The sequence below is a fragment of the Stenotrophomonas sp. MMGLT7 genome (assembly GCF_021168555.1).
Classification (GTDB): domain Bacteria; phylum Pseudomonadota; class Gammaproteobacteria; order Xanthomonadales; family Xanthomonadaceae; genus MMGLT7.
On the sequence record NZ_JAJOZS010000010.1, the window covers coordinates 75,142 to 93,091 of the forward strand.

Here is a 17,950-nt window from a genome sequence, read left to right on the forward strand (position 1 = left end):
CCGGACGATGTGAAACAACACGGGAAGCCGCTGGCGACAGCGGCTTCTTCCGTTCCTGTGCGGGAACCACGACAACCGGCGCCTCGCCAACCGCGACACAGCGCGCGCCGGCCGCGTGCGGCCAGGCCACGACCGAGGCACCAGGCGCACAGGGCGGGCCTCGGCCCGCCGCAGGATGCTTGCGCACTTGCGCCCTGCCCGGGAAGCCATCCACCCGAGCCCGAGCCGTGATCGTGCCACGGGTCCACCGCCGCACCGTCGGCTACGGCGGAATCAGCCAGGGGGGGGCCAAAGGCCGACCCCATGCACCGCCGCCAGGGCCTTCCCGGGGTCTTCGCCGTGATCGCCCCCTGCCCCTCAGCGCTCGCGCGACTCGAATTCGCCGAACGGCTTCAACTGCGCGGACACCGCCTTGCCGTCGCCGACCACGATCACCGACAGCTGCGCCGAGTCGTAGTACCTGCCCGCGGCCGCCTGCACCTGCTCGGCGGACACCGCACGGACCCTGGGCACGTACTGGCCGAGGAACTCGGCGGGCAGTCCCACCAGCCAGTTGCGCGCCAGGCTGGCCGCCACCGAGCCCTGCATCTGGTTGGAGATCAGGTAGCCGCCGGCGACGTAGCGCTTGGTCGAATCCAGTTCCGCGGCCGGCACCGGTTCGCTGCCCAGCCGGCTGAACTCGCGGAAGAACTCCCTCAGCGCCGCGCCGGTGACCTCGTTGCGCACGTCGGCCTGGGCGACGATGCCGCCGCCCACGCGCGCGGCCTGCAGGGTGGCGCCGGCGCCGTAGGTATAGCCCTTGTCCTCGCGCAGGTTCTGGTTGAGGCGGCTGCTGATGCCGCTGCCGAGCACGGTGCTGGCCAGCTGCAGCGGCAAGTAGTCGGCATCGCTGGCCGCGATCGCCGGGCGGCCGATGCGGAAGGTGGACTGCACGCTGCCGTCGCGCTGGATGATCGCCCGCTGCGGCGTGGCCTCGCGGGGTGCCGGCGGCGGATCCTGCGACTCGGCCCCGCCCGCTCGCCAGTCGCCGAACGCCTGCTCGGCCAGGGCGAATGCCTGGGCCGGGGCGATGCGGCCGGCGATCACCAGCAGCGCATGGTCCGGGTGGAAGCGGCGCGCATGCTCGGCCTTGAGCGCCTCGGGTGTGAGCGCGGGGATCGTCGCCTCGGCCAGTTGCGTGCGCGCATACGGATGATCGCCGTAGATGGCCGCCAGCAGGGCGCGCGAGGCGCGGAACCCGGGCTGCGCCTCGGCCACCTTCAGCCCCTGCGCCGCGTTGGCCTGGGCCAGCCTGACCTCGCTGTCCGGGAACGCCGGCGTGCGCACCACCTCGGCCAGCAGCGACAGCATCGGTGCGGCGTGCGAGGCCAGCGCATCGGCGGCGACGTTGATGCCGTCGTTGCTGGCGGCGGCGGCGATGCTGCCGCCCAGGCCCTGCGCGGCCTCGGCGATCGCGCGCGAATCGCGCCGCTGCGTGCCCTCGGTCAGCAGCCCCGCCAGCAGCGAGGCGAAACCGGGCGTGGCCGCGGCATCGGCCGCCAGGCCGGCATCGCGCACCGCCAGCACGTAGTCCACGCGGGGGATGCCGTCGCGCGGCACCACCCACACCTCCAGGCCGTTGCCCAGGGTCTTCTTCTGGATGTCGGGCACCGGCAGCGGCTTGTCGGCCGCGTAGCCGGGCAGGTCCGGCGGCAGCGCCGGGGTGGCGGCCAGCGCGCCGCCGCAGCCCGCGGAAACGGCCAGCGCCAGCAGCGCACGGGATACGGTGTGCTTCATGCTCATGATCGTTCTCCTCAGTGCTTGCCGGCCGGCGCCGGGGCGGCGGCCGGCGACTGCAGCATGGCCGCCGGCTTGCGGTCGATGACGGTGCGGTTGGCGTCGGTCAGGTAGGTGCGCGCCACGCGCTGCAGGTCCGCCGAACTCACGTCCTGGATCTTGCCGGGGATCGCGTTGACCACCCTGGCATCGCCCCACAGCGCCTGCAGCTTGGCCAGGGTGTCGGCCCGGTCCAGGAACATCTCCAGGCCGTTGTACCACTCGGCCAGCAGCTGGGTCTTGACCCGTGCCAGGGTGGTGTCGTCCACCCCGTCGCGGGCGACCTTGGCGATCTCCTCGTCCATCGCCGCCAGCAGCGCATCGGCGCTGGCGTTGGGCTTGTACAGCGCGAACACGGTGAACAGGGTCGGGCCGTCGTACTCCCAGGCGCTGGTGAGGCCGTACAGCGACTCGACGTTGAGCGCCAGCTCGCGGCCCTTGACCAGGCCCTGGTAGAAGCGCGAGGCGTCGCCGCCGGCCAGCAGCGCGCCGAGCACCGCCATCGGCGCCTGGTCGCGGCTGCCGCGCTCAGGCATCTTCCAGGCCGCGGCGATGGCCGGCACCTGCGCCAGCGCGTCGCTCTGCTCGATGCGCTTCCCCTGCGTGTTCAGGCCCTCGGCGTAGTCCGGCCGCGGCGGCGGCGGCCGCGCCGGGATGTCGCCGAAGTACTTCTGCGCCAGCGCGAAGCCCTGCGCCGGCGTCACGTCGCCGGCGATCGCCAGCACCGCGTTGTTGGGACCGTAGAAATCGCGGTGGAAGCCGCGCACGTCGTCCAGGCTGGCGTTCTCCAGGTCCTCGAAGCTGCCGTAGCCGTCGTGGTTGTTCTCCCACTTCTGGAAGGCGTACTGGTTGATGTCCAGCCAGTAGAAGGCGCCGTAGGGCTGGTTCTTGACGTTGTTGCGGATCTCCTCCTTGACCACGTCCTGCTGGTTCTTCAGCGTGGCCGGGTTGAAGTCCAGCGTCTTCATGCGATCGGCCTCCAGCCACAGCATCGGCTCCAGCGCCGACACCGGCGCGGTCTCGATGTAGTTGGTGAAGTCCGGGCGGGTGGAGCCGTTGTTGCGGCCGCCGCCGCCGGTGATGACGCTGTCGAACACGCCCTTCTTCGCCTGCGGCGTGCCCTGGAACATCAGGTGCTCGAACAGGTGGGCGAAGCCGGTACGGTTGCGCGGCTCCAGCCGCATGCCGACGCGGTAGACCACGCTGATGCCGACCACCGGCGCGCTGTGGTCCTCGGACACGACCACGGTCAGGCCGTTGTCGAGCTTCTTTACCGCCACCGGGAGCTTCCACTGGTCGGGCGTGGCCGCGGTGGCACCGGCCACCACGAACAGGCCCGCCAACAGCAGCCCTACACGTCGGAATCGCATGGTCTCCTCCATGAGGATGGTTGGGATGCCGGCACGCTACCGCGGCGGTGGCCGCCGCGCCATCGCCCGTTGGTCACGGGTGCCGCCGGCGCTGGCCGCGGCCGGCGCTTGCCTCGACAATCACCGACCCGCCACCCCGGATCCCACCATGACCCGCTTCCGCTCCGTGCTCGCCGCCGCCCTGCTCTCCAGCCTGCTGCCGGGTGCCGCTGCCGCCCGGCCGCCCTTGCCGCAGCTGCAGGCCTACCGGGTCAACGAGGCCTGGCTGCAGCCGGTGGCACCGGTGCAGCTCGCCGACCACGTCTGGCAGGTCGGCAGCGCGCGGCTGACCGCGCTGCTGGTGAAGACCCCGGCCGGCGCGGTGCTGATCGATGGCGGCATGCCGCAGGCCGCCGACCTGCTGCTGGCCAACCTGCGCACGCTGGGCGTGGCGCCGCAGGACGTGCGGCTGATCCTGCACAGCCACGCCCACGCCGACCACGCCGGCCCGCTGGCGGCGATCAAGCGCGCCACCGGCGCGATGCTGGTGAGCAACGCCGAGTCGGCCGCGCTGCTGGCCCGCGGCGGCAGCGACGACATCGCCTACGGCGACGAACTGCTGTATCCGCCGGTGCAGGCCGACCGGCTGGTGCTGGACGGGGAGACGGTGTCGCTGGGCGGGTTCGACTTCACCGTGCACTTCGTACCCGGCCACACGCCCGGCAGCATGGCCTGGACCTGGCGCGACAGCCGCGCCGGCACGCCGCTGGCCGTGGCCTACGTGGACAGCCTCAGCGCACCGGGCTACCGGCTGCTGGACAACCCCAGGCGGCCGCGCATCGTCGAGGACTACCGCGCCAGCTTCGAGCGGGTGCGCAGGCTGCCGTGCGACCTGCTGATCACCCCGCACGCCGAGGCCGGCGGCTGGGACTATGCCGACGCCGCCCAGCCACATCCGCATCCGCTCACCTGCAAGGCCTACGCCGACGCGGCGCAGCGCAACTTCGAGCGGCAGCTGCAGGAACAGCGCAGCGGCAAGCCCGCCGGCTGAGCAGGCCGGGCCGGGCCGCTCAGCGCGACTCGGCCGGGCTGTCGTGGTCCAGGCCGACGTTGCTCGACGCCGCCTCGTAGACCGTCTTGTCCAGCAGCCCGGTCTCCTTGGCCACCAGCACCGGCACCAGCATCTGCCCCGTCACATTCGTCATGGTGCGCATCATGTCGAGGATGCGGTCGATCGCGTACAGGTAGCCGATCACCTCCAGCGGCAGGTTGGCCGCGCTCAGCACCACCGTGGCCATCACCACCGCGGTACCGGGCACGCCGGCGGTGCCGAAGCTGCCCAGCACCGAGGCGATCAGCACGATGAAGTACTGGTCGGCGCTCAGCGGCACGCCGGTGTACTGGGCGATGAACACCGCGCACAGCGCCGGGTAGATCGCGCCGCAGCCGTCCATCTTGATGCTGGCGCCCAGCGGCACCGCGAACGCCGCGTAGTCCTTGTTGACGCCCAGGTTGTGGGTGATCGCGCGCATCGCCACCGGCATCGCCGCGAAGCTGGACGAGCTGACGAAGGCCACCTGCATGCCCGGCGCGGCGCCGCGGAAGAACTTCCACGGGTTCAGCCCGTGCGCCAGCAGCAGGCCGGCATAGACGAACACGATGTGGATGGCGCAGGCGACGTACAGCGCGATCACGAAGTTGCCCAGCGGCAGCAGCTTCTCGAAGCCGTAGGAGCCGACCAGCCCGGCGATCAGGCCGAAGGTGCCGATCGGGGTCACCTCCAGCACGAAGCGGGTGACCTGGATCATGATGTCGCTGACCTCGCCGACCAGCTTGCGCGCGCCGGCCACCCTGTCGCCGAGCTTGACCATGGCAAAGCCCAGCAGCCCGGCGAAGAAGATCACCGGCAGGATCGAGCCGCGCCCGGCCGCCAGCACCGTCTCGCCGGCGGCATTGACGCGGGTGCCGATGCCGGCCAGGGCGTAGAACACGTTGCCCGGCACCACGTCCAGCAGCACCTGCACCGGGCTGGGCACGTCGCGCGGCTTCCAGTTGGCATCCGTCGCCAGTTGCAGGCCGCCGCTGCCCGGCTGCATCACCGCGCCCACCGCCAGGCCCACGCATACCGCCAGCGCGGCGGTGATCACGAACCACAGGAAGGTGCGCCCGCCCAGCGCGGCCACCGACTTCTGCCCGTGCAGCGCCGAGATCGCGTTGATCACCGCGAAGAACACCAGCGGGATGGCGATCATCTTGATCAGGGTGACGTACAGCTCGCCCAGCGGCCCGAACCAGGCCTGCGCGGCCGGCCCCAGCAGCCAGCCGGCCAGCGCGCCGAGCACGAAGCCGCCGGCCACGCGCTGCCAGAACGGGATGCGGAACCAGGCCGAGACCAGCTTCATGGAAGGCTTCCTGACGAAATCCGGGGGAATCGCACCATAGCCCAAGCCGCGGGCCGCGACGATGTCGCCACCGGAAAATCAGCGTGTCATCGATGTGCATTGTCCGGCCCGGCATAATGACGCGCCTTTTTTCAACGGAATCCCCAGCCGCCATGTCCGATCTGCGCGCCGCCGTCATCGCCACCTTATCCACCGTGCTGCTGGGCGCGTGTGCCTCCACCGCTGCGCGGCAGCCGGTCGCGGCGGCGGTCGAGGTTCCCGCCGTCGCCCACCCGCAGGGCGAGACGCCGGCCTGGTGGTACCGCAGCGGCGCTTCGCGGGCCGCCGCCAACGGCGCCATGGCGGGCAAGGCCAGGAACGTGATCCTGTTCCTCGGCGACGGCATGAGCCTGACCACGGTGGCCGCCGCACGCATCCTCGACGGCCAGCGCCGCGGCAACCCGGGCGAGGAGAACCTGCTGTCGTGGGAACGCTTCCCCGCCACCGCCTTCAGCAAGACCTACAACGTCGACTCGCAGACCCCGGACTCGGCCGGCACCATGACCGCCATCGCCACCGGCGTGAAGACCCACATGGGCGCCATCGGCGTGTCCGCCGGCCGACGCGACGACTGCGCCGACAGCCTCGACAAGGGCCTGCTGAGCTGGATGCAGCTGGCCGACAGCGCCGGCATGGCCACCGGCATCGTCACCACCACGCGCCTGACCCACGCCACCCCGGCCGCCACCTATGCGCATTCGCCAGAACGCAACTGGGAGAACGACAGCCAGCTGCCGGAGCCGGCCAAGGCGGCCGGCTGCCGCGACATCGCCCAGCAGCTGCTGTCCAGCGCGCGCTTCGGACGCGGCCCGCTGGTCGTGCTCGGCGGCGGCCGCCGCGAGTTCACCACGGTGGACGAGCGCGACCCCGAGTACGCCGACAAGGCCGGCCAGCGCCGCGACGGGCGCAGCCTGGTCGCCGAGTGGCGGCAGGCGCACCCGCAGGGCGCCTACGTCTGGAACACCGCGCAGCTGCGCGCCGCCGCCGATGCGCCGGCCGTGCTGGGCCTGTTCGAACCGGATCACATGCAGTTCGAGCACGACCGCGACAAGAGCGAGCGCGGCGAACCCAGCCTGGCCGAGCTGACCCGCACCGCGATCGCCAACCTGTCGCGCGATCCCAACGGCTTCGTGATGCTGGTCGAGGGCGGCCGCATCGACCACGCCAACCACTACGGCAACGCCTACCGCGCGCTGGACGAAACCGTTTCGCTGTCCGAGGCGGTCCGGGCGGCGGTGGAGACGGCGCCGGCCGACACCCTGATCCTGGTCACCGCCGACCACTCGCACGTGCTCAACTTCGCCGGCTACCCGGTGCGCGGCAACCCGATCCTGGGCAAGGTGCGCGGCACCGGCGGCGAAGGCGGCGACCGCAGCCAGTACGCCCGTGACCTCGGCGGCCAGCCCTACACCACGCTCAGCTACGCCAACGGCCCCGGCTACACCGGCGCCAGCAACGCGCAGCCGGCCGGCCCCAAGAAATTCCTCCACGAGCCCCGCCGCATCGATCCCGCCAACGGCCGCCCCGACCTCACCCACGTCGACACCGAGCAGCCGGACTACCTGCAGGAATCGCTGGTCCCGCTGCAGGCCGAGAGCCACGGCGGCGACGATGTCGGCATCTGGGCCACCGGCCCCGGCAGCGAAGCGGTGCGCGGCACCCTGGAGCAGAACACGATCTACCACGTGATCGTCCAGGCCACCCCGCGCCTGCGCCAGCGCCTGTGCCAGGCCGGCACCTGCAATGCCGACGGCGTGCCGGTCGAGCTGCCCGACTTCAAGGCATTCGAGCGGCGCTGAGGCATCCGGCCCGGGCTTTGCGCCGCACGCCTCGCATCAGCGTGCTCAACAGCCCGGGGGCTTCCGTGGCCCGCCTCGCGGGGTCGGTGGGCCTGAGCCCACCGCAGCGGAGCCAGCGGTGAACGCAGAGGTGGCGAGGTTACGAACCGACGGCACTCAAGCAACGATCAAGGCTTGAGCTGCGTGTGGCCGGCCGTGCGAGTGCCATGCGGCGGACCAGGGCCCGCCCCATGCCGCCACGAGACGTCGGCGATTTTCCAGGGCCATGGGTGGGCCCTGGCCCGCCGCGGCAGAATCCGCCGTGATCGCTGGAGTGACGAGATCACGGATCGGCGGCACGCGAGACACGACCAAGGCCCGGGTTGTACGTGGACGGCCATGCGAACGCCGTGCGGCGGACCGGAGTCCGCCCCATGCCATCGGCCTCAGGTGCAACCACGCGACGGGCTTTCTACCGGACCAGGCCAGGTCACGACCGAAGTCGCCCCTGCGCTGGGCTCATCGATGGCCCGCCCGACGGCGGACCATCGCACTCTGCCGCGGTCAGCTCACTCGCGCGAAGCCGCGCTGGCGTCGCGCCCGGCGCGGAACTCCGAATCCTCGCTCCAGTTCGGCCAGCGCCGCGAATTGGCCAGTTGCTCGCCCAGCGTGTACAGCACCTGCAGGTCGCGCGCGGCGCCGGCGAAGGTCCAGTCCGCCCGCCACTCGTCGCCCTGCTGGTGATAGCGGTGCGCGGTGTAGTCGTCCTGCGCGGCCTTGCCCGCGGCCACGCCGCCCACCTCCCAGTCCTGTCCGGCCGAGTACGAGATCGCCGGCACGCCGCGCTTGGCGAAGGAGAAGTGGTCCGAGCGGAAGAAGTAGCCCGCCTCCGGCTTCGGGTCCGGGGTGTAGCGCAGGTTGCGCTGCGCCGCGACCGCCTTCAGCTGGTCCAGCAGCTCCAGCTTGGCGGTGCCGTAGATGCCGAAGTCGCGCGAGGGCACGAACGGGCTCATGCCGTCCATGTTGATCACCGCCACCGTCTTCTCCAGCGGATACAGCGGCCTGGAGGCGTAGAACTCCGAGCCGAGCAGACCCTTTTCCTCGGCGGTCACCGCCAGGAACAGCACCGAGCGCTGCGGCCGCGGCCCCTTGGCGAAGCCGCGCGCCAGCTCCAGCAGCGCGGCGGTGCCGCTGGCGTTGTCCAGCGCGCCGTTGAAGATGGTGTCGCCGCTCGCATCCGGCTTGCCGACGCCGATGTGGTCCCAGTGCGCGCTGTAGATCAGCGTCTCGTCCGGACGCTGGCCGCCTTCCAGCCGCGCGGCCACGTTGTGCGAGGTGATGACGTCGGACTTGACCTGGTACTTCGCGCTCAGCCCCTGGCCCTTGAGCTCGACCGGGGTGAAGCCGCGGGTCTGCGCCTGCTTCTTGAGGGCCTCGAAGTCGAGGCCGGCATTCTTGAAAAGCTCCACCGCCAGGTCGCGCTGGATCCAGCCTTCCAGCCTGGGATGCACTGCACCGGGATTGTCACGCACCACGTCGAACATGGTGTTGGTGTTGGAGCTGGCGACCGTGTCCCAGCCGTAGGAGGCCGGCGCGGTCTCGTGCACCACCAGCACGCCGAGCGCGCCCTGGCGCGCGCCTTCCTCGTACTTGTAGGGCCAGCGGCCGTACCAGGTCATGCCCTTGCCGTCGAAATCGCCCTTGCCGGTCTCGAAATCCGGGTCGTTGATCAGCACCACCGCGATCTTGCCCTTCAGGTCCACTCCCTTGAAGTCGTCCCAGTCGCGCTCCGGCGCCTTGACACCATAGCCGACGAACACCAGCGGCGCGTTGGCGATGTCCACCTGCGAGGAGCCGTCCATCGCCGCGCGCACGGCGATCTGCCTGCCCTGGGTCAGCGGCTGCGGCTTGCCGGCCACGTCCAGCGCCAGGACCGGGGTGCCGACGATATCGGCGCGCCGCAGCGGCACCGCCTGGGTCCACAGCCGCGTGCCGTCGGCCTGCAGGTCGCCGCCCGGCTGCAGGCCGGCGGCGCCGAACTGCGCGCTCAGATAGGCGATGGTCTTCTGCTCGCCCGCCGTGGCCGGTCCACGGCCCTCGTACGCATCCGAGGCCAGCTCCTTGACGTCGGCGGAAATGCGCGCCGGATCGAATTGCGGCCCGGCCGCGCTGGCCGCCAGCGCCAACGACAGCAGCGACGCACCCACTACCACTCGTTTCATTGCCACTCCTCATGCGATACAGGGGAAACCGGCCGAGTATAGGCGGCAAGCCGCGTCCGGCGGCGCGCACCCGGGCGCCGCCGCGACCGCTTCGCTACGATGCTCCCTCCGCCGCGCCGCCAGCGACCATCGCCATGCCCATGTCCGATCCCGAACAGTCCGTCCGCGCTGCCGTCGCCGCGGCGACGGCGCCCGTGCTGGTCGGCTTCAGCGGCGGCCTGGATTCCACCGTGCTGCTGCACGCGCTGGCCGCCTCGCCGGCGCTGCGCGCGCAGGGACTGCGCGCCATCCACGTCCACCACGGCCTGATCGCCGCTGCCGAGCGCTGGACCGAGCACTGCATCGCCGCCTGCGCGCGCTGGGATGTCACGCTGGAAGTACGCCATGTGCAGGTCCCGCTCGACAGCGGCCTCGGCATGGAAGGCGCGGCGCGCCGGGCCCGGCGCCGCGCCTTCGCCGAAACGCTGCAGGCGGGCGAATGGCTGGCGCTGGCCCATCACCAGGACGACCAGGCCGAGACCTTCCTGCTGCGCGCGCTGCGCGCCTCCGGCCCCGACGGGCTGGCGGCGATGCGCGCGCAGGCTCCCTTCGCCGCCGGCATCCTGTGGCGGCCGCTGCTGGAGCTGCCGCGCGCCGCGCTTGAGGCCTACGCCCGCCAGCATGGGCTGCACTGGATCGAGGATCCCAGCAATGCCGACGACCGCTTCGACCGCAACTACCTGCGCCACCACGTGCTGCCGCTGCTGCGCCGGCGCTGGCCGCAGGCCGATGCCGCGCTGGCCGGCAGCGCGCGCCTGTGCGCCGAAGCGGTCGAACTGCTGGACGATGAGGACACCGCCCTGCTGCAGGGCGCGCTGCACGCCGACGGCACGCTGCAGGTAGAGCCGCTCGCCGCGCAGCCGCCCGCGCGCCGGGCACGGCTGCTGCGGCGCTGGGTGACGGCGCGCTGCGCCCCACCGCTGCCGGCCCACGGCGTGGCCGCGCTGGAGCGGCTGCTTGACCGCGAAGCGGACGGTGCCGAGGCCAGCTTCCGCTGGCGCGACCGCGAGGTCCGCCGCTGGCGCGATGCACTGCACCTGCTGGTGCTGCCGCTGCCGGAGCTGCCACCGAACTGGCAGGCCGGCTGGGACGGCCAGGCACCGCTGGCGCTCCCCGACGGCACCCGCCTGTCGCTGGAAGGCGCGAAGGAAGGATTCGGCAGCGTGCTGCAGGTCCGCCCGCGCCGCGGCGGCGAGCGCATCGTGCTGCCCGGCCGCAGCCATTCGCATGCGCTCAAGCACGTGCTGCAGGACGCCGGCATCGCGCCATGGCAGCGGCCGGTGCTGCCGCTGCTGTACGAAGGCGAACGGCTGCTGGCGGCCGGCGATCGCATCCTCGCCGCGCCGTTCGCACAGTGGCTGCGCGAACGCGGCGCCCGGCTGCGCTGGCGCACGCCGAATTGACCCCCTTGCCCGCGCGCCGCACACTTCCCCGATGGCAAAGAAGTCCCCCAGCGAAGAATCCCCGGTCGCCCGCTTCGAGCAATCGCTCGAAGAACTGGAGCAACTGGTGGAGAAGATGGAAACCGGCGACCTGACCCTGGAACAGTCGCTGGCCGCGTACGAGCGCGGCGTCGGCCTGTACCGGCAGTGCCAGGGCGCACTGGAGCAGGCGGAACTGCGCGTGCGCCTGCTCAGCGACCCGGCCCAGCCCGAGACCGCCGAACCCTTCGATCCACCCGTCAATGGCGGCTGACACCCGCCTGGCGCAGTGGCGCGAGCGCATCGAGATCCGCCTGGCCGACTGCCTGCCGTCGCCTGCACGCATGCCGCATCGGCTGCACGAGGCGATGCGCTACGCCACCCTCGGTGGCGGCAAGCGCATGCGTGCGCTGCTGGTCTATGCCGCGGGCGACCTGTTCGGCGCCGATCCGGCGCTGCTGGATGCGCCGGCGGCGGCGGTGGAGCTGGTGCACGCCTACTCGCTGGTGCATGACGACCTGCCGGCGATGGACGACGATGCCCTGCGCCGCGGCAACCCGACCGTGCACGTGGCCTTCGACGAGGCCACCGCCATCCTGGTCGGCGACGCCCTGCAGACGCGCGCCTTCGAGCTGCTGTCCGAGGCGCCGGCACCGGCCGCGCTGCGCGTGGCCTGGCTGCAGGCGCTGGCCCGGGCCTCCGGCAGCGCCGGCATGTGCGGCGGCCAGGCCATCGACATCGAAGCCACCGGCAGCGTGCTGCCGCTGGCGCAGCTCGAGCAGATGCACACGCTCAAGACCGGCGCACTGATCCGTGCCGCGGTGCGCCTGGGCGCGCTGGCCGGCGACGCGCCACAGGCGGACCTGGAGCGGCTGGACGATTTCGCCGGCGCGCTGGGCCTGGCCTTCCAGGTCCGCGACGACATCCTCGACGTGGAAGCCAGTTCCGCGCAGCTGGGCAAGACCGCCGGCAAGGACGCGGCCCAGCGGAAATCCACCTACCCGGCCCTGCTAGGCCTGGACGGCGCCCGCGCCAAACTCGACGAACTGGCGCAGACGATGCGCCGGGCGCTGCAGGCCGACGACGAGCGCGCCGACCCGCTGCGCGCGCTGGCCGAGGTGACGGTGCAGCGCAGCCACTGAGCGCGGCCGCGACCTGTGGTGCGCGCGAATGCGAAGGCCCCTTGCTGGGGCCTCCGTGTTGCCGCCGATTCGCCGCGACCCGTTACTTGACCAGCCGCAGCGTGAACGGGTAGCGATAGGCCACGCCCTCGTTGGCCCTGATGGTGGCGATGATGGTCAGCACCAGCCAGGCGATGCCCAGCACGATCGCGATCGGCAGGGTGAAGATGATGCCGAAGCCGAAGGTGACCAGCGTCAGCAGGAACAGCGCCACGCCCACGATCAGCAGGGTGATGTTGAAGTTCAGCGCCTCCTTGGCCTGGTCCTCGACGAACGGCATGGTGTCCTTCTTGATCAGCCAGATCACCAGCGGCCCGACGATGTTGCCCACGCCGCCGGTGAACAGGCCGGTCAGCGTCGACAGATGCGCGAACAGCGCCCACTGCCGCTGTTCTGCGGTCGGTGCAAGCCCGGTGGGCGGTGGCGGCGGCGTGGTGTAGCTCTCGAAATCGCTCATCGGCGGACTCCTTTCTGGATGGGGGGACTTGCAGGCACTTTGGCAGCCTGCCCGGCCATGTCAACATGCCTGACGGCAGGGTTACGAACGTCAGCGTCCACCTGCCCCGGCCACGGTGCGCAACCTGCGTCCGGCCTCACCACGGCCGGACGCATCGCCACGCGCCGCGAAGCCGCAGGCAGCTAGTGCTCGCCCGCCACCGTCATCGCGCCGATCAGGATGGAGCCCACGCCGACGTGCGAGCGCCGGTCCACGTCGCTGCCCACCGCCTCGATGGCGGCGAACATCTGCTTCAGGTTGCCGGCGATGGTGATGCCGTCCACCGGCCAGGCGATGGCGCCGTTCTCGATCCAGAAACCGGCCGCGCCGCGCGAGTAGTCGCCGGTCACGCTGTTGACGCCCTGCCCCATCAGCTCGGTGACCAGCAGGCCGCTGCCGATGCCGGACACCAGCTCGGCCTGGTCGCCGGCATTGGGCTTGACGATCAGGTTGTGCACGCCGCCGGCATTGGCGGTGGTGGCCAGGCCCAGTTTGCGCGCCGAATAGCTGCCCAGCACGTAGCGCTGCAGCACGCCATCGGTCACCAGCGCCGAATCGCGGGTGGCCACGCCCTCGCCGTCGAACGCGGCCGAACGCAGGCCGCGCCGCAGGTGTGGACGCTCGTCGATGGCGAACCACGGCGGGAACAGCTGCGTGCCGACGCTGTCGAGCAGGAAGCTGGCGCGCCGGTAAAGCGCCCCGCCGGACACCGCGCCGAGCAGGTGGCCGACCAGCGAGCGGGCGACCTCGGCCGAGAACAGCACCGGATACTGCCCGGTGGCGATCGAGCGCGGCTGCAGGCGCGCCAGCGTGCGCTCGGCGGCACGACGGCCGATGGCGGCGGCGGCCTCAAGGTCCTCGCGCGCCAATGCACTGGAATACCAGCCATCGCGCTGCATGCCGTCGCCCTGCCCGGCGATCAGCGCGCAGCCGATCGAGTGGTGGGTGCCGCGCTCGCGGCCGACGAAGCCGTGCGAGTTCGCGTACACCGACAGGCTCTGGCTGCTGCCCACCGAGGCGCCATCGGAATTGCTCACGCGCGCATCGGCCTCGCGCCCGGCCGCCTCGCAGGCCAGCGCCAGGTCGATGGCCTCGTCGGCCCCCAGCGCCCACGGGTGCCAGCTGTCCAGGTCGGGGAACGCGTGCGCCATCAGCGCCGCATCGGCCAGCCCGGCGGCCGCATCGTCCTCGGTGTAGCGGGCGATGTCGCAGGCCTGCTGCACCGTCGCCTCCAGGCTGGATTCGTGCAGGTCGGCGGTACTGGCGCTGCCCTTGCGCTTGCCGAAGTAGACGGTGACGGCGATGCCGCGGTCGCGGGTGGACTCGACCGTCTCCACCGCGCCCATGCGCACGTTGACGTCCAGTCCGCGCTCCTCGCTGCAGCTGACCTCGGCCTGGCTGGCACCGAGCGCGCGCGCGCGTTCGAGCAGGCGCTGGGACAGCTCGGCCAGCGTGTCCAGGCGCGCCTGGCTGTCGTCGCCGCGTACCGGCGTACGGACGATGTCGGAGGTGTTTGCGTTCAATGCTTTATCCTGTGCGGGTAGGTCCCGCGTGCTGCGGGACGATGTGACCATGTTGATTCGGAAACTGGAAGGGACCATGCGCGGACGCGACGAAGAAACTGGCGAATACCTCGGCGCCAGCCGCAGCCAGCAGCGGCGCGAAGCGCTGGAGGTGCTGGCGCTGGGCGAGAAGCTGGTGGAACTGACTCCGGCGCAACTCGAACGCCTGCCCGTGCCCGAGGCGCTGCTGCCGCACATCGCCGACACCCGCCGCATCACCTCGCACATCGCCCGCAAGCGCCAGCTGGCGTTCCTGGCCAAGCAGATGCGGCGCGAGGACGATGAGGCGCTGGAAGCCATCCGCGATGCGCTCGACGCCAACAGCGAGGCCGCGCGCCGCGAAGTGGCGGCCATGCACCGCGTCGAGCGCTGGCGCGAGCGGCTGCTGGAAGAAGGCGACGAGGCGCTGTCCGAACTGCTGGCCGAATACCCGGCGGCCGACCGCCAGCGGCTGCGCACGCTGTTGCGCAACGCCAAGGAAGAAAAGGCGCGCAACAAGCCGCCGCGCGCGTTCCGCGAGATCTTCCAGCTGCTGCGCGAGCTGGTACTGGAAGAACCGGGAATCGAGGAGCCGGGAGTAGGGAACCGGGAATAGGGAATCGCAACGGCGAAGGCCGTCTCCGGCTGCCTCATGCGCTGGAACCGGCTTACGCCCTGTCTCGTTGCACCTCGAACGGGCACCGCCGTCCCCGCCGCTGCCGCTGCCCTACCCATTCTCCATTCCCGATTCCCACTCCCAGCCGTCAAGCCTGCGTGCCGCCCACGGTCAACCCGTCGATCAGCATCGACGGCTGGCCCACGCCGACCGGCACGCTCTGGCCATCCTTGCCGCAGATGCCCACGCCCTCGTCCAGTGCCAGGTCGTCGCCGATCATGCGTACCTTCTGCATGGTTTCCGGGCCGTTGCCGATCAGCGTGGCGCCCTTGACCGGCGCGGTGATCCTGCCGTCCTCGATCAGGTAGGCCTCGGTCGCGGAAAACACGTACTTGCCGCTGGTGATGTCCACCTGGCCGCCACCGAAGTTGACCGCGTACAGGCCCTTCTTCACCGAGCGGATCATCTCCTCGCGCGTATGCGAGCCGGCGAGCATGTAGGTGTTGGTCATGCGCGGCATCGGCAGGTGCGCGAACGACTCGCGGCGGCCGTTGCCGGTGGGCGCCATGCCCATCAGGCGCGCGTTGAGCGTGTCCTGCATGTAGCCGACCAGGATGCCGTCCTCGATCAGCGTGGTGCAGTTGCTCGGCGTGCCCTCGTCGTCGATGTTGAGCGAGCCGCGGCGACCGGCCAGGGTGCCGTCGTCGACGATGGTCACCCCGGGCGAGGCCACCCGCTGGCCGATGCGGCCGGCGTAGACACTGGTGCCCTTGCGGTTGAAGTCGCCTTCCAGGCCGTGGCCGACCGCCTCGTGCAGCAGCACGCCGGGCCAGCCTGACCCGAGCACCACCGGCATCACCCCGGCAGGGGCGGGGATCGCATCCAGATTGACCAGCGCCTGCCGCAGCGCCTCGCGCGCCAGGCCTTCCGGACGGCCGTCGGCGAAAAGCTCGGCGTACGAGTAGCGGCCGCCACCACCGGCATAGCCGGATTCGCGGCGCCCGTCCTGCTCGACGATCACCTGCACGTTCAACCGCACCAGCGGCCGCACGTCGGCCGCCAGCACGCCGTCGCTGCGCGCCACCAGCACCGTGTCCACGCCGCCGGACAGGCTCACCATCACCTGCTGCACGCGCGGATCGGCCGCGCGCAGGAACTGGTCCAGGCGCCGCAGCACCTCCACTTTGGCGGCATTGTCCATGCCGTCCACCGGGTCCTCCGGCCGGTACAGGTCGCGGCCACCGCCACGCACCAGCGAACGCGCCGCCTGCGCCCCGCCATCGCGCGAGATCGCCCGCGCCGAATGCGCCGCTCCCAGCAGCGCGTCGCGCTGGATGTCGTCGGAATAGGCGAAGCCGGTCTTCTCGCCCGAGATCGCGCGCACGCCCACACCCTGCTCGATCGAATGGGCACCATCCTTGACGATGCCGTCCTCCACACTCCAGCTCTCGCGCCGCGAATGCTGGAAGTACAGGTCGCCGAAGTCGATACCCGGCCCCAGCAGGGTGCCGAAGGCACGATCGAGTTGACCGGCATCCAGCCCGGCAGGCAGCAACAGGCGGGATTCGGCGAGGGTGAGAGCGTTGTCGGTCATGGGGGACAGATGGGGCCGCACGGGCCGCATACAAGAAGGAACGGCCGTCATTGTCGGCGGCTTTGGCGTGCTTGGGAAATGAGCGCGCCCCGGCTACGGGGAACTCGTCATCACACCGCGCTTACTTTTCCGTCTATCCCAGCAAATGCTTGACCAAGCCCCATTCTCCCGACGGTCGCCCCATGACTTCGATCCGGATCTGATTCCGCATACCGCCGCGTCGGGCACCCACCACGGCGATGCTGCACGCTCAGGCGAGATCAGTCGGACCTGGGCATGCGCTTGACTTGCTCCCAAACCTGGTTCAAATGGGCGCGGAAGACTGCCGGCGCTCCGGCCAGGTTATCGCTATCGCTGCGTTCGCCGCCGAACGGTGTATCCCCATCGATCTCGATCAGCGACTCGCCATCGATCGCATAACGTTGCCTGCCCTGCAACAGCTCGATCTTCAATTGCTGCGGATCCACGCCGCCGCCACAGGAATTGTGGCTGGCCAAGGTGATCTCGGCCCGGCCATCGCGGTCTAGGTCCGTCGCCTGCACCTGATTCAGGAAATAACCCACATCCAAGTCTAGCCCTTGGCATTCGACGGATTGCTCTCTTTGCCATGCCATCTCGAAGGGCGCCCCCGCATTGACCCGACGGTAAAGTGCAGCCCTGAGTACGACCTGCTCGCTGTCATCCTCAACATCCTTGCCCTTCATCACACCACTTTCTCGCGACAACAGCACAACCGCTTCGCCATCCTTGTCTTGAAAATGCAATTGCTTGAGCAATGAGCCATGTTTCAGCCTGCTGGTTTCCAGCACGGGGAGATCGGGTAGCAGATGCAATTGCGGCATTGCCTCCAACGTGCCGTTGGCAGTTGGCGCCGGGACGGACGTAACCTCGGCCAGCGCGTTGCCGTCGCAACCCGCTAAGCCGGACACCAGCAGTGCCATACCCAACAGGTCGCCGTGATCAACGCGTGCTACCACTCGCCATGCGCACGACAAAGATGCCCAGTGCTTCATTGAGTGCAGATATGGTGGTTCCATCTAACAGTCGCGTGGCACGTTCATGTACCTCGGCATAGTTTGGCAATTCAAGCGCCAAGGCAACTGCCGGCTACCGTTGCGGCGAGGCGATGCGTTGCCTCTCCTTGTCCCAGTCGGCCCTGCAGGATTCATAGATGTCCTTATCGATCGCATCACACTGCGTCGCCGGCGCCCCACTGGTGTGACGGATGATCAGGCGCGAGAGTGCATCGCCAGCCGCGGCTTCTTGCGTAGCTCGTCGGGAGTCAGGACCTTGTGGTCCATATCGATCATGTCGCAGATTTGGGGAAACACAGAGGGGTCAGAGGAAAAATCTGTTTGAAGCACATATTTCTTCCAACCTTGGCAACCCGTGCCGTCATCCGCGCCACGATCAGGGCACTCAACCGCGACCAGGACGCCATCTCCAAGAGATACCTA

At 70.4% G+C, this 17,950-nt stretch carries 14 protein-coding genes; 6 read left to right on the forward strand and 8 right to left on the reverse strand.

Features of this window, described 5'->3' with window-relative positions; all coding sequences use genetic code 11:
• Window positions 1–357: 357 nt before the first annotated feature.
• Together LRX76_RS13195 and LRX76_RS13200 are read right to left on the reverse strand one after the other, a co-directional pair.
• On the reverse strand, window positions 358–1,782 hold the full coding sequence (locus tag LRX76_RS13195; RefSeq protein WP_231805952.1) for a pitrilysin family protein: 1,425 nt from the start codon (window positions 1,780–1,782) through the stop codon (window positions 358–360).
• A gap of 11 nt (window positions 1,783–1,793) precedes the next feature.
• Window positions 1,794–3,185 carry a pitrilysin family protein gene (locus LRX76_RS13200; protein ID WP_231805954.1) on the reverse strand — a complete coding sequence of 464 codons (1,392 nt, stop codon included), beginning with the start codon at window positions 3,183–3,185 and terminating at the stop codon, window positions 1,794–1,796.
• 148 nt (window positions 3,186–3,333) lie between these two features.
• On the opposite strand from LRX76_RS13200, the gene bla reads away from it, so the two are divergent.
• The gene (gene bla, locus LRX76_RS13205) at window positions 3,334–4,215 is read left to right on the forward strand and encodes a subclass B3 metallo-beta-lactamase (protein WP_231805956.1); all 882 of its coding nucleotides are present in this window, start codon (window positions 3,334–3,336) and stop codon (window positions 4,213–4,215) included.
• Between the two features lie 19 nt (window positions 4,216–4,234).
• On the opposite strand, the gene LRX76_RS13210 is transcribed toward bla, so the two are convergent.
• A complete protein-coding gene (locus tag LRX76_RS13210) occupies window positions 4,235–5,566 on the reverse strand; it encodes a dicarboxylate/amino acid:cation symporter (protein ID WP_231805958.1) in 1,332 nt (443 codons plus the stop codon).
• Between the two features lie 152 nt (window positions 5,567–5,718).
• Between LRX76_RS13210 and LRX76_RS13215 the strand changes: the two genes are divergently transcribed.
• The gene (locus LRX76_RS13215; RefSeq protein WP_231805960.1) at window positions 5,719–7,404 is read left to right on the forward strand and encodes an alkaline phosphatase; all 1,686 of its coding nucleotides are present in this window, start codon (window positions 5,719–5,721) and stop codon (window positions 7,402–7,404) included.
• Between the two features lie 548 nt (window positions 7,405–7,952).
• Here LRX76_RS13215 and LRX76_RS13220 read toward each other — a convergent pair.
• Complete coding sequence (locus LRX76_RS13220) at window positions 7,953–9,605, reverse strand: M28 family metallopeptidase (protein WP_231805962.1); 1,653 nt, start codon at window positions 9,603–9,605, stop codon at window positions 7,953–7,955.
• Between the two features lie 140 nt (window positions 9,606–9,745).
• Here LRX76_RS13220 and tilS point away from each other — a divergent pair, with 140 nt between their 5' ends.
• From tilS to LRX76_RS13235, 3 genes are read left to right on the forward strand one after another with little or no spacing between them, the layout of a single operon-like run.
• Complete coding sequence (gene tilS, locus LRX76_RS13225; RefSeq protein WP_231805964.1) at window positions 9,746–11,047, forward strand: tRNA lysidine(34) synthetase TilS; 1,302 nt, start codon at window positions 9,746–9,748, stop codon at window positions 11,045–11,047.
• Between the two features lie 31 nt (window positions 11,048–11,078).
• Complete coding sequence (locus LRX76_RS13230) at window positions 11,079–11,339, forward strand: exodeoxyribonuclease VII small subunit (protein WP_231805966.1); 261 nt, start codon at window positions 11,079–11,081, stop codon at window positions 11,337–11,339.
• Complete coding sequence (locus LRX76_RS13235; protein WP_231805968.1) at window positions 11,329–12,207, forward strand: farnesyl diphosphate synthase; 879 nt, start codon at window positions 11,329–11,331, stop codon at window positions 12,205–12,207. The genes LRX76_RS13230 and LRX76_RS13235 overlap by 11 nt, the downstream gene beginning before the upstream one ends.
• Window positions 12,208–12,289: 82 nt before the next feature.
• Here the strand turns inward: LRX76_RS13235 and LRX76_RS13240 are convergent, their stop codons facing one another.
• Together LRX76_RS13240 and pmbA are read right to left on the reverse strand one after the other, a co-directional pair.
• Window positions 12,290–12,703: a DUF4870 domain-containing protein gene (locus LRX76_RS13240; protein WP_231805970.1), complete on the reverse strand. Its 414-nt coding sequence runs from the start codon at window positions 12,701–12,703 to the stop codon at window positions 12,290–12,292.
• A 182-nt stretch (window positions 12,704–12,885) separates the two neighbouring features.
• Complete coding sequence (gene pmbA, locus LRX76_RS13245; protein ID WP_231805972.1) at window positions 12,886–14,265, reverse strand: metalloprotease PmbA; 1,380 nt, start codon at window positions 14,263–14,265, stop codon at window positions 12,886–12,888.
• A gap of 76 nt (window positions 14,266–14,341) precedes the next feature.
• On the opposite strand from pmbA, the gene yjgA reads away from it, so the two are divergent.
• Window positions 14,342–14,899, forward strand: a complete 558-nt coding sequence (gene yjgA / locus LRX76_RS13250; protein ID WP_231805974.1) for a ribosome biogenesis factor YjgA — start codon at window positions 14,342–14,344, stop codon at window positions 14,897–14,899.
• Between the two features lie 148 nt (window positions 14,900–15,047).
• Here the strand turns inward: yjgA and tldD are convergent, their stop codons facing one another.
• Window positions 15,048–16,493, reverse strand: coding sequence for a metalloprotease TldD (gene tldD, locus LRX76_RS13255; RefSeq protein ID WP_231805976.1), 1,446 nt, complete (start codon window positions 16,491–16,493; stop codon window positions 15,048–15,050).
• 260 nt (window positions 16,494–16,753) lie between these two features.
• A complete protein-coding gene (locus LRX76_RS13260) occupies window positions 16,754–17,434 on the reverse strand; it encodes a hypothetical protein (RefSeq protein WP_231805978.1) in 681 nt (226 codons plus the stop codon).
• Window positions 17,435–17,950: the final 516 nt, after the last annotated feature.